A 12,766-nucleotide genomic window follows, 5' to 3' on the forward strand; every position below is an offset into this window, starting at 1 on the left:
CATCGAGCACTTCGACGACCTCGACGCCGCGCACGTCGCGATGCGCACCGAGCAGCAGAAGCTCGAGCTGCTCGAGCCGATCACCGACATCCACGAGCGTCGTACGACGGCAGCGAAGCGCCTCGAGGAGCTCGACTCCTACGGCATCACCCAGTCCGGCGACGAGACCCCGCTGCGGTACTGGCTGCTGCGCACCCACCTGCGCCTGATCGAGACCGCGGTGGCCGACAACCGCGACGCCCGTGCGGCCACGATGCAGGCGCTCGCCTCGGCGCAGGCCGCCGAGCTGCAGCTCGCCGGCGACCTCGACGCTGCCAAGGACGCGCACCGCGCCGCGGGTGGCGGTGACCTGCAGGCGCTCGCCGCGCTGGCCGAGGCCGAGCGCAACCTGCGCGAGGAGCGGGCCAGCCGGCTCGCCGAGCTGGAGGAGCGGGTCTACCCGCTCGTCGGGCTCACCGACGCCGACGTCCCGGACCTGGAGTCCGCGCTCGAGGACGCGGGTGCGTTCACGGTGCTGCAGGAGCAGGCCCGCGAGCGGCTGCGCACCGGCGAGAAGGAGCGCGAGCGGATCGCGGCCGAGCGGGAGAAGGTGCTGCGCGAGCAGCAGTTCCCCCTCACCCAGGAGCAGGGCGTGCTGCGCCAGGAGCGGGCATCGCTGGAGAGCCGCGCCGGCCGCGTGCCGTCGTACCTCCACGACCTGCGCACCGCCGTCGCCCGCGCGAGCGGGCTGTCGGTCTCCGAGCTGCCCTTCGTTGCCGAGCTGATCGACGTCGCCCCCGAGGAGGCGCGCTGGCGCACGGCGATCGAGACCGTGCTCGGCGGCAGCGCCCGGATGATGCTGGTGCCGCTGGACCGCCTGCGCGACTTCTCCGAGGCGATCGACCAGCTGCGGCTCCCGGCGCGGCTGACCTTCCAGGGAGTCGAGCTCGACCTGCCCGGGACCGGTCCGTCCGACCCGGAGCGGATCGCCGGCAAGCTGCTCTTCAAGGACTCGCCGTTCGCCGGCTGGGTGCAGCAGCACGTCGAGGAGCCGTCGCGCAACGCGCTGTGCGTCGACGACGCCGCCGACCTCGACGGCCCGGGCTTCCGGGTCACTGTCTCGGGCCAGACCCGCAACGGGCGCCGCGGCACGCACGGGCGCAGCGACCAGCGCAACATCATCGGCTTCTCCAGCGAGGACGCGATCGCCGAGATCGACGCGCAGCTGGCGCAGGTCGAGCGCAAGCTGGGCGAGATCGACGGCCGGCTCGAGGAGCTCAAGCGCCGCGGCAGCCTGATCGAGCTGCAGCGCAAGGCCTACGAGGCGATCGTCATGGTCCGCTTCGACGACGTCGACGTCGCCGGCAGCGACCGCCGCATCGCCGACCTCGAGGAGCGCCGCTCCGCGATCCTCGCCTCCGACGACCGACTGCAGGTGCTGCAGGCGCAGATCGACGAGCTCCAGGAGCAGCTCGGCGCGGCCCGCAAGGAGCGCTTCTCCCTCGAGCAGCGACGCGACCAGCTCAACGCCGAGCACGGCGAGCTCGCCGACGCCGAGGACGTGGTCAAGGACCGTGTCATCGCCGTCGAGGACGCCGGTGTCCTGGCGCTGAGCGAGGAGCAGGACGCCGCGCTGACGGCGGACTTCGCGGAGGCGGCGGCGCCGGCCGACCCCGAGGACCTCGACCGGTTCATGGAGAACTCCCACCGCCTCGGCGAGCGCCTGCGCACCGCGCTGGCCGACGCGGAGGCGGAGATCAAGCGCTGCGACGAGGACCTCGCGCACATCTTCCGCACCTACAAGTTCACCTGGGACTCGCCGAACCTCGGCGCGACGGCGGAGTCCTACCCCGACTACGCCCGCATCCTCGAGGACATCCGCGGCAAGGGCCTCGCCGACCGGCACGCCGAGTGGCGCCGCCGACTCACGGAGTGGAGCGGCCAGGACCTCGTCCCGCTATTGCAGGCGATGTCCGCGTCGGTCGAGGAGATCGAGGACCGCCTCGAGCCGATCAACGCGATCCTGCGGCGCCTGGAGTTCGGCGCTGCCGGCGACCGGCTGCGGATCCGGCTGCGCCGGCTCGCCCCGGCGCACGTCCAGGCCTTCATGAAGGACCTGCGGGCGCTGTCCGCCGGCACCAGTGGTGAGCTGAAGGAGGAGGACCTCGACAAGAGGTTCACCGAGCTCAGCCGCTTCATGAAGCAGCTGCGCCGTCCCGAGCACGGGGGCGACGGCCCGACCGACCGCGACCGGCTGCTCGACGTGCGCCGGCACGTCGAGATCAGCGCGGAGCGCTACGACTACCTCACCGGCGAGGTGCGGGCGACCTACCGGACCCTGGGGGAGAAGTCCGGCGGCGAGAGCCAGGAGCTGGTCGCCTTCATCGTCGGCTCCGCGCTGCGCTTCCGGCTCGGCGACGAGATGCGCTCGCGTCCCCGGTTCGCCCCGGTCTTCCTCGACGAGGGCTTCGTCAAGGCCGACTCGGAGTTCGCCGGCCGCGCCGTCCAGGCGTGGAAGGGCCTCGGCTTCCAGCTGATCATCGGCGTGCCGCTCGACAAGGTGACCGGCCTCGAGCCGCACATGGACGAGCTGCTCGCGATCACCAAGAACGCCCACACCCACCAGGCGTGGATCACGCCGATCACCGACGCCGAACCCGACTGACCCCCGGCCCGCTGGCGTCGTACACCTGACCGGCGAGCCGGTGCGGCAATCCGGAGCCGGGACCGCGCCGAACACCTCCCGACGACCCGCGGTGCGGGTGGTCCGGGCGCGGGCTGGGTACCTCCTGCGCCTGACGACACCCACTCGGGACGGAGGCGTGATGGCGAAGGACTTCCGCAAGGGCGACAAGGTGACCTGGCAGAGCCACGGCGGCACCGCCGAGGGCGAGGTGCTGCGCAAGGTCACCGAGGACACCGAGCTGGCGGGCCGCACCGTGCGCGCGAGCGAGGACGAGCCGCAGTACCTCGTGCGCAGCGACAAGAGCGGTGGTGAGGCCGTGCACAAGCCGTCGGCGCTGCGGAAGAAGGGCTGAGGCGTGGTCGCCGGGCTGCCGCAGGGTGCCGAGGTGGTCGTCGTCGGCGCGGGGATCGCCGGGCTCACCGCCGCGGTGCGGCTCAACGAGGCCGGGCTGGACGTCGCCGTGCTGGAGGCCGGTGACGGTGTGGGCGGACGGATGCGCACCGACCGCGTCGACGGCTTCCTGCTCGACCGCGGCTTCCAGGTGCTCAACACCGCCTACCCGGCGGTCAAGCGGCTGCTCGACGTCGACGCGCTGGACCTGCGGGCGTTCGACCGCGCCGCCCTGCTCCACCTCGACGGTGAGAACCGCCGCGTCGGTGACCCGCGGCGCGAGCTGACCGCCCTGCCACGTGCGGTCGCCGCGCCCTTCGCCGGCATCCGCGGCAAGCTCGCGCTGGTGGCGTACGGCGCCGGGGCTATCCTCGCGCCGGTCTCCCGGATCCGCGGGCGCGACGACGTCGCGGCGGCCGAGCACTGGGCGGCTGCTGGTCTCGACGAGGCGGCGGTCGACCGCCTCCTGCGCCCGTTCTTCAGCGGCGTGCTGCTCGAGGAGGAGATGTCAACGTCCTCCCGCTTCGTCGACCTGATGCTGCGGATGTTCGCCCTCGGCGACTCCACGGTGCCGGCGCGCGGGATGCAGCAGGTCCCCGAGCAGCTCGCCGGCCGGTTGCCGACCGGCGCGGTGCACCTCCAGACGCCCGCCCGCGCGGTGTCAACGACCAGCGTCGTGACCGACGAGGGCACCATCCGTGCCCGTGCGGTCGTCGTGGCGACCGACGCCGACAGCGCCGACAGCCTGCTCGACGGACGCCTCGGCGGCACCGCGTGGAAGGGCGTCACGACGATCTACCACGCGACCACCGAGCCGCCGCTGACGACGCCGACCCTGCTGCTCGACCCCGACCCCGGACCGGTCAACAACACCGTCGTGGTCACGGCCGCCGCGCCGGCGTACGCACCGGAGGGCCATGCGCTCGTCGCGACCTCGATCGTGCACGGGGACAAGGAGTTCGACGAGCGGGGCGTCCGCGCGCGGCTGGCCACGCTCTACGGCACGTCCACCTCGGGCTGGGAGCACGTCGCGACGTACGACGTCCCGCGGGCCCTGCCTGCCATGCCGGCCCCGCACTCCTTCCGCAAGCCGGTGCGTCCCGACGCCGACGGACCGTACGTGTGCGGCGACCACCGCGACACCTCCTCGATCCAGGGCGCACTGGTGTCGGGGGAGCGCACGGCTGCGGCGGTGCTGGCCGACCTCGGCCTCTGACGGGCGGAGCGCGAGCCGGGCGAGCAGCACACGAAGGGGCCGTGCGGGAGGGCTCGAACGGGTGCTCGCCGTGCAGCAGATGTGTGGGTGGGATCTGGGTGAAGAGTTTCCTACCGTCGTTGGAGCAGCTCATGTCCCTCATCACCACGGTCGCTCGTGGGGCAGGTGTCGTCGGCGCAACCGCCGGCCTCGTCCTCCTCAGCAGCGGCATCGCATCGGCGCACGAGTGCGTCAACGCCTCGAAGAAGAACCAGGCCGCCGGCGTGCAGATCGTCTTCGGCGTCGACGACGACATCGTCTGGGTCTCGCAGGGCCTGCAGAAGCGCATCGACTCGGGCAAGGTCGACCTCGAGACAGGAGAGGGCTTCCACGGCCTCATCGGTATCGACGTGGACGGCGACAGCGTCGTCGACTTCGCCACCTACATCGTCGGACCCGGCAGCGAGATCCCCCTCCACGCACAGGAGCGAGGCGCCCGCTGCTCCGGCATCGTCAACGTGGAGGACTACTTCGCCTGCTCCGCAGGCTGAGCCGAGCCCTGGCGTTCCGGGGCTGACCCGTCTCAGTCCCGGAACGCCGGCAGGACGTGCTCGCCGTACGCCGCGATCATCTCCCGCCAGTGCGGGCCGATGTTGCTGACGTAGAGCTCGTCGAAGCCGGCGTCGGCGTACTCACGGACAGCGGCGACGTGCTCGTCGACGTCGTTGCCGGCGGTCGTGCTCTCGGCGGTGCTCTCCCTCGTCACCAGCTGCGAGGCCTGCTCGAAGTGGCGGGGTGAGGGGAGCACCTGGGCGAGCTCGCCGGGGATGCCGGCGTTCGCCCAGAGGCGGTGCGCGTGGTCGACGCCCTCCTCGGCGGTCGGCGCCCAGGCGACCTTCAGCCCCGCCGCGGACGGCTTCCCGCCGGAGAGGTCGCTGAACAGTCCACGGAGCTCGGCGTCGGGCATGGTGCTGACGAAGCCGTCGGAGATCTCCGCGGCTGCGCGCGTCGCCTTCTCCCCGAAGGCCGACATCCAGATCGGCAACGGCTCCTCGGGCACGGTCCACAGCTGCGCGTCGTCGACGGTGAAGAACTCGCCGCGGTGGTCGACGGTGCGGCCGGTGCAGAGCTCGCGGATCAGCGCCACGGCCTCGCGGAGCATCTCGATGCGGACGTCGAAGGAGGGCCACACCTCGCCGGTCAGGTGCTCGTTGAGGGCCTCGCCGGTGCCGACGCCGAGGCGGAAGCCGGGGTTCATCACCGCGCAGGTCGCGGCGGCGTGGGCCACCACCAGTGGTCCGGTGCGGCCGATCGGGCAGGTCACCGCGGTCATGATCGGCAGGCTGGTCGCCTGGGCGACGGCGCCGATCACCGGCCACACCATCGGGCTCTGGCCCTGCTCGGAGTTCCATGGGTTGATGTGGTCGCTGATCCACAGGCCGGAGAAGCCGGCCTCCTCGGCGGCGACCGCCTGGGCGACCAGGTCGGCGGGGGTGTGCTCCTCGCAGGACAGGAAGTAGCCGAGCTTCACGGGGTCTCCTCAGGGTCAGGTCGGGTCAGGCCAGGTCGGGGCCGGGGCGTCCCCTCGCGCTACCCGGCGCCCACCGCGGCATCCGAGGTCCGGCACGGCGCGGCGCGGAATCAGTAGGGTCGGGACATGACCACTGACTGGCGCAGCGAGACGGTCGACCACGTGCGGGCCCTCATCGTCCGGGCCGAGCCCGACGTCGTCGAGGAGGCCAGGTGGAAGAAGCCGTCCAACCCCGCCGGGGTGCCCACGTTCTCGGCCGACGGGCTGATCTGCACGGTCGAGACCTACAAGGACAAGGTCAAGCTCACCTTCGCGAAGGGGGCGTCCCTGGCGGACCCGTCCGGGATCTTCAACGCCAGCCTCGACGCGGGCACCCGACGCGCGATCGACCTCCACGAGGGCGACCAGCTCGACGCCGACGCGTTCGTGGCGCTGGTGCGCGAGGCCGTCGCGCTCAACCGCGGCTGAGGCGTCGGTGCACTACGTCGGGATCGACCTCGCGTGGGGCGAGCGCCGGCCCACCGGGCTGGCCGTGCTCGACGCGGATGGGCGGTTGCAGATGGTGGCCGCCGTGCGCACCGACGACGACATCGAGGCCGCGCTGGCGTCGTACGTCGAGGGGGAGTGCCTGGTCGCGGTCGACGCCCCGCTGATCGTGCGCAACGAGACCGGCAACCGCCCGGCGGAGAAGGCGCTGAACAAGGACTTCGCCCGCTTCGACGCCGGCGCCCACCCGTCCAACACCGGGAAGCCGGAGTTCCGCGACCAGCCGCGCGCCGCCCGGATCTGCGCGCGGCTCGGGCTCGACATCAACCCGTGGTCGCGCCGGCCGCGTCGCGGCATCGAGGTCTACCCGCACCCGGCGACGGTCGCGCTGTTCCGGCTCGGCCGGACCCTGAAGTACAAGGACAAGCCGGGCCGCGACCTCGAGCACCTGCGCGCCGAGCTGCTGGTCCTCGTGCGCCTCGTCGAGGGCCTCGCCAACGCCGACCCCGCGCTGCACGTGGACACCCCGGCGTGGCGTGCCCTGCACGCCGCGGTGGTCGCCGCGGCGCGCAAGAGCGAGCTGCGGGTGGTCGAGGACCAGGTCGACGCCGTCGTGTGCGCCTACATCGCCCTCTTCGCCGACCGCCGCCGCGACGACACGGTCGTCTACGGCGACCTGGAGACCGGCTACATCGTCACGCCCGCCCTGCCCGACGACCTCGTCCCGACCCCGCGCGCGAAGCAGGCCGCCCGGTCCGCGGAGCCCGACGCCGTGCCGCCCGTCCCCGCCGGACCGGACATCGGCGCCGCCGTGCGCGAGTACGCCGAGCGGTGGCCCGCGGTGCGCGACACGACCGAGGAGCTCGTGCGCCTGGTCACCGCGGTCCTCGACGAGGCCGGCATCAACTACCTCACGGTCACCGGGCGGGCGAAGTCGGTGACCTCCTTCGCCGCCAAGGCCGCGCGGACCGAGGCCGGGCACGCGGTGTTCACCGACCCGCTGCGCGAGATCACCGACCAGGTCGGGATCCGGGTCATCACCTACGTGCACAGCGACGTGCAGGCCGTCGCCGAGCTGCTCGACGACCAGGTCACCGTCCTCGACGACCGCGACATGGGCCGCGAGACCGCCAGCGAGGGCCGCTTCGGCTACGCCAGCCGGCACCTGCTCGTCCGCCTCGACGACGAGCAGGTCGCGCAGGTCCAGATCCGCACCGTCCTCCAGCACGCGTGGGCGGAGTTCGAGCACGACATCCGTTACAAGGGCACCATCCCCGATGAGCACGTCCCCGACTTCGACCGCCGGTTCACCCTCGCCGCCGGCCTGCTCGAGCTGGCCGACCGCGAGTTCTCGATCATCCGCGAGCGGATCCAGCAGGGCATGGTCGACGCGAGCGACGAGTCCGACGACGACGACCCGCGGATCCCGCCGCGCGAGCTGGCCGCCTTCCTCGCCGGCCAGTACGCCGACGCCGGCTGGTCGCGCACCGACCACTACCAGTGGATGGCGGCGATCGTCCTCGAGCTGGGGATCAGCTCGCTCTCGGCGCTCGGCGAGGTGCTGCGGCAGGTCGACGACGACCTGCTGATGCAGCGGATGGACTACCGCTACCCGCCCGGCGCGGTGCGCCGGCTCGACGACGCCCTGCTGTGGACCTACGGCGAGGAGTACCTCGACTTGCGCGCCAACGCCGACCGCGTGCCCGCCCTGCGGGCGCGCCTGGCCAGGATGCGCGGGACACCCTCCTCCGGGGGTGGGTGAAGCCCCGCAGGACGGGTACCCCCTGCGTCGGCGCGTGGCCGAGGACCCGACGACGAGAGGCGGCATGCACGTGGTGGAGACCTGGCCCGGGTCGGCGTACCCACTGGGGGCGACCTTCGACGGAACCGGAACGAACTTCGCACTCTTCAGCGAGGTCGCGGACCGGGTGGAGCTGTGCCTCGTCGACGTCGAGGGAGCGGACGGGGCTGGTGGGGCTGGTGGGAGGCGCACCGAGACCCGCGTCGAGCTGACCGAGGTCGACGGCTACGTCTGGCACGCCTACCTGCCCGGCGTGCAGCCGGGGCAGTGCTACGGCTACCGGGTGCACGGTCCGTGGGACCCCGCTCAGGGGCTGCGCTGCAACCCGAACAAGCTGCTGCTCGACCCCTACGCGAAGGCGACCGTCGGTGAGGTCGACTGGGGCCAGAGCCTGTTCGGCTACGACTTCGGTGACCCCGACTCCCGCAACGACGACGACTCGCTGGAGCAGATGGTGCTCGGCGTGGTCACCAACCCGTGGTTCGACTGGGAGGGTGACCGGCACCCGCGCACGCCGTACGCGGAGAGCGTGATCTACGAGGCCCACGTCAAGGGCCTCACCGCGACCCACCCCGACGTCCCCGAGGCGCTGCGCGGCACCTACGCCGGGCTCGCGCACCAGTCGGTGGTGGGCCACCTGCACGACCTCGGCGTCACCGCGATCGAGCTGATGCCGGTGCACCAGTTCGTCCACGACGACGTGCTCCTGCAGCGCGGGCTGCGCAACTACTGGGGCTACAACACCCTCGGCTTCTTCGCCCCGCACGCCGGCTACGCGTCCAGCGCCGCCCCCGGCCAGCAGGTGCAGGAGTTCAAGGCGATGGTGAAGGCGATGCACGAGGCGGGCATCGAGGTCATCCTCGACGTCGTCTACAACCACACCGCCGAGGGCAACCACCTCGGGCCGACGCTGAGCTTCAAGGGCATCGACAACCCGGCGTACTACCGCCTCGTCGACGACGACCGGCAGTACTACATGGACTACACCGGCACCGGGAACTCCCTCAACGCCGGGCACCCGCACTCGCTCCAGCTGATCATGGACTCGCTGCGCTACTGGGTCACCGAGATGCACGTCGACGGCTTCCGCTTCGACCTTGCCTCCGCCCTGGCCCGCGAGTTCTACGACGTCGACCGGCTCGCCACCTTCTTCGAGCTCGTGCAGCAGGACCCGGTGGTCAGCCAGGTCAAGCTGATCGCCGAGCCGTGGGACGTCGGCCCGGGCGGCTACCAGGTCGGCGGCTTCCCGCCGCAGTGGACCGAGTGGAACGGCGCCTACCGCGACACGGTGCGCGACTTCTGGCGCGGCGACCACAACCTCGGCGAGCTGGCCAGCCGGATCGCCGGGTCGGCCGACCTCTACGAGCACACCGGCCGCCGGCCGGTGGCGAGCATCAACTTCGTGACCGCCCACGACGGCTTCACCCTGCGCGACCTCGTCTCCTACGAGCAGAAGCACAACGAGGCCAACGGCGAGGACGGCCGCGACGGCGCCGACGACAACCGGTCGTGGAACCACGGCGTCGAGGGGCCGACCGACAGCGCGGACGTCAACGAGGCCCGGGCGCGCGACCAGCGCAACCTCTTCGCCACGCTGCTGCTCAGCCAGGGCGTGCCGATGATCCTGCACGGCGACGAGCTCGGCCGCACCCAGCAGGGCAACAACAACACCTACGCCCAGGACTCCGACCTCAGCTGGATCGACTGGGAGCACGTCGACCGGCCGCTGTGCGAGTTCGTCACCGAGCTGGTGCGGCTGCGCCGCGAGCACCCGTCCCTGCGCCGGCGCCGGTTCTTCACCGGCACCACGGTGCGCACCGGCGAGGGGGAGCGGCTCAACGACATCGTGTGGCTGCACCCCGACGGCAGGCCGATGGAGGACGACGACTGGGGCGACCTGCGCACGCTCGGGATGTACCTCAACGGAGACGGTATCGAGGGCCGGGACCCGCGCGGGCAGCCGATCCGCGACGACCACTTCCTGATCCTGCTCAACGGCGACGACGCCCGCGACGTGACGCTGCCGGACGAGGAGTTCGCCACGGGCTGGCAGGTCGTGGTCGACMCCAGCGGCAGCAGCGACCCCGACGTGCGCCTCGAGGCGGGCGGCACCTTCGCCCTCCCGCACCGCAGCGTCGTCGTGCTCCGCCAGTGGCACGAGCCCGAGCCCGAGCCCGACTCGAGCGCCGCCGCCTCCGTCGCGTCGATGGCGGGGGAGCGGTGAAGCCCGCCGCCGTCGTACCGGCGCGGGTGCCGACGAGCACCTACCGCATCCAGGTGCGCGAGTCCTTCGACCTCGACGCCACGAGGTCGCTGCTGGACTACCTCGACGACCTCGGCGTGGGCTGGGTCTACCTGTCACCGCTGCTCGAGGCGCACCCCGGCAGCGACCACGGGTACGACGTCGTCGACCCCACCCGCGTCGACCCGGCCCGCGGCGGGGCCGATGCCCTCGCCCGGCTCTCCGCCGAGGCCCACCGCCGCGGCATGGGCGTCGTCGTCGACGTGGTGCCCAACCACGTCGGCGTGGAGAGCCCGGCCACCAACGGCTGGTGGTGGGACCTGCTCACGCACGGGCGCACCTCGCGCTACGCCCGCTTCTTCGACGTCGACTGGGCGGCTGGCGAGGACCGCGTGCTGCTGCCGGTCGTCGGGGACGACGACCTGCCCGACCCCGACGGCCCGGTCGGCAACCTCCACCTGGTCGACGGGATGCTCGGCTACCACGACCACCGCTTCCCGATCACGCCCGGCAGCGCCGACGACACCGACGACCCGCAGGTCGTGCACGGGCGCCAGCACTACCGGCTGGTCTCGTGGCGCGCGGCGGACACGCAGCAGAACTACCGGCGCTTCTTCGCCGTCAACACCCTCGCCGGACTGCGGGTCGAGGACCGCGACGTCCTCGAGGCCAGCCACGTCGAGGTCGCCCGGTGGTTCAGGGAGCGGCTCGTCGACGGGCTGCGTGTCGACCACCCCGACGGCCTGCGCCACCCGGCGGCCTACCTCGACGACCTCGCAGACCTGACCGACGGCGCGTGGGTCGTCGTCGAGAAGATCCTCGAGCCCGGGGAGGAGCTGCCACCACGCTGGCGCACCGCAGGGACCACCGGCTACGACGCGCTCGCCGTCATCGACCGCGTGCTCGTCGACCCGGCCGGGGAGCAGCGGCTCACCGCGCTGGACGACCAGCTCCGCGGCGGCGTGGCGGCGTGGGCCGAGCTGGTCCGTGAGAACAAGCGGCACGTCGCGAGCACCATCCTGAACGCCGAGGTGCGCCGGATCGCCCGCGAGGTCGCCGCCGAGCTGGCCGTCGTCCCCGACGAGGAGTGGCGCGGTCCGGTCGAGGAGGTGCTGGTCGAGCTGCTCGCCGCCTTCCCTGTCTACCGCAGCTACCTGCCTGACGGGCTCGACCACCTCCACCACGCTGCCGCGCAGGTCCGGGCGGTCCGGCCGGACCTCGCCCAGGCGCTCTACACGGTGCTGCCGCTGCTCGAGGACCGCTTCCGGGCGCCCGCCCTGCGCTTCCAGCAGACCAGCGGCATGGTGATGGCGAAGGGCGTCGAGGACCGCGCGTTCTACCGGTGGAGCCGCCTGACGTCGCTCAACGAGGTGGGTGCCGACCCCGACCGGTTCTGCGTCGACGTCGACGGCTTTCACGCCGCGATGGCGCGCCGCCAGGCCACCACGCCGCTCGCGATGACGACGCTGAGCACCCACGACACCAAGCGCGGCGAGGACGTCCGCGCCCGGATCAGCGTGCTCGCCGAGGACGCCGACTGGTGGGCCGACCACGTCGCCCGGTTGCTGGATGCCGCCCCCGACACCGAGCGCGGCTTCGCGCACCTGCTGCTCCAGGCCGCGGTCGGCGCCTGGCCGATCGAGCGCGACCGGCTGCACGCCTACGCCGAGAAGGCGATGCGCGAGGCGGGGGAGCACACCACGTGGACGGAGCCGGACGCGTCGTACGAGGACGGCGTGCACGCCTTCGTCGACGCCCTGTACGACGACGGCCCGGTCACCGCGCTCGTCGAGGAGGCCGTCGATCGGCTGGCCGGCGCCGGCTTCACCAACGCGCTGTCGGCCAAGCTCGTCAGCATCACCGCGCCCGGCGTCCCGGACGTCTACCAGGGCAGCGAGCTGTGGGAGCAGAGCCTGGTCGACCCCGACAACCGTCGCCCGGTCGACTTCGACCTGCGCCGACGGCTGCTCTCCGAGCCCGCGCCGGCGGCACCGCTGCGGCCCGAGGGCCCGCTCGACGACGGGCGGGCCAAGCTGCACGTCGTGCGGACCGCGTTGCGGCTGCGGCGCGACCGACCGGACCTGTTCACCCGCTACGAGGCGGTCACGGCGAGTGGCGCGGCCGCCCGGCACGTGCTCGCCTTCGACCGCGGCGGCGCGATCACCGTCGCCACGCGGCTGCCGCTCGGGCTCGAGCGCTCCGGTGGCTGGGGCGACACCCGGCTCGCGCTGCCGCCCGGCACCTGGCGCGACGTGCTGACCGGCCGGCTCGCGTCCGCCGAGGTCGGCCCGGTGCTCGACCAGCTGCCCGCGGCCCTGCTCGTGAGGGAGGACGCATGACCCGCACCGAACCGTTCGCCGTCTGGGCGCCGCGCGCTGACCGTGTCCGGCTCTCGCTCGGCGACGACGTGCTCGCGATGACCCGGCACGACGACGGTTGGTGGGCGCCGGCGGAGC

At 72.7% G+C, this 12,766-nt stretch carries 9 protein-coding genes; 8 read left to right on the top strand and 1 reads right to left on the bottom strand.

Annotated features, from left to right (window positions below; translation table 11 throughout):
* The 4 genes from L615_RS20275 to L615_RS20290 all read left to right on the top strand — a co-directional run.
* Positions 1-2,644 (top strand): ATP-binding protein (locus L615_RS20275; protein WP_145726283.1); only part of this gene is annotated, 2,644 nt, incomplete at its 5' end.
* Positions 2,645-2,804: 160 nt separating this feature from the next.
* Complete coding sequence (locus tag L615_RS20280; protein WP_186449954.1) at positions 2,805-3,017, top strand: DUF2945 domain-containing protein; 213 nt, start codon at positions 2,805-2,807, stop codon at positions 3,015-3,017.
* Positions 3,018-3,020: 3 nt separating this feature from the next.
* Entirely contained in the window at positions 3,021-4,271 is a 1,251-nt protein-coding gene (locus L615_RS20285) for an NAD(P)/FAD-dependent oxidoreductase (protein WP_145726285.1), read from the top strand.
* Positions 4,272-4,402: 131 nt separating this feature from the next.
* A complete protein-coding gene (locus L615_RS20290) occupies positions 4,403-4,801 on the top strand; it encodes a hypothetical protein (protein ID WP_028655509.1) in 399 nt (132 codons plus the stop codon).
* 32 nt (positions 4,802-4,833) lie between these two features.
* Here L615_RS20290 and L615_RS20295 read toward each other — a convergent pair whose 3' ends face one another.
* The gene (locus L615_RS20295; protein ID WP_028655508.1) at positions 4,834-5,781 is read right to left on the bottom strand and encodes a TIGR03557 family F420-dependent LLM class oxidoreductase; all 948 of its coding nucleotides are present in this window, start codon (positions 5,779-5,781) and stop codon (positions 4,834-4,836) included.
* Positions 5,782-5,907: 126 nt separating this feature from the next.
* Here L615_RS20295 and L615_RS20300 point away from each other — a divergent pair, with 126 nt between their 5' ends.
* From L615_RS20300 to treY, 4 genes are all read left to right on the top strand, one after another.
* Entirely contained in the window at positions 5,908-6,249 is a 342-nt protein-coding gene (locus L615_RS20300) for a DUF1801 domain-containing protein (RefSeq protein WP_145726286.1), read from the top strand.
* 7 nt (positions 6,250-6,256) lie between these two features.
* The gene (locus tag L615_RS20305; protein ID WP_145726287.1) at positions 6,257-8,029 is read left to right on the top strand and encodes a DUF429 domain-containing protein; all 1,773 of its coding nucleotides are present in this window, start codon (positions 6,257-6,259) and stop codon (positions 8,027-8,029) included.
* Between the two features lie 64 nt (positions 8,030-8,093).
* Positions 8,094-10,292: a glycogen debranching protein GlgX gene (gene glgX / locus L615_RS20310; RefSeq protein ID WP_222430641.1), complete on the top strand. Its 2,199-nt coding sequence runs from the start codon at positions 8,094-8,096 to the stop codon at positions 10,290-10,292.
* Positions 10,289-12,649, top strand: coding sequence for a malto-oligosyltrehalose synthase (treY, locus tag L615_RS20315; protein WP_145726288.1), 2,361 nt, complete (start codon positions 10,289-10,291; stop codon positions 12,647-12,649). Before glgX ends, treY begins: the two co-directional genes overlap by 4 nt.
* The last annotated feature ends 117 nt before the right edge of the window (positions 12,650-12,766 follow it).

The sequence above is a fragment of the Nocardioides sp. J9 genome, assembly GCF_007829375.1.
In the GTDB taxonomy this organism is placed as follows: Bacteria; Actinomycetota; Actinomycetes; order Propionibacteriales; family Nocardioidaceae; genus Nocardioides.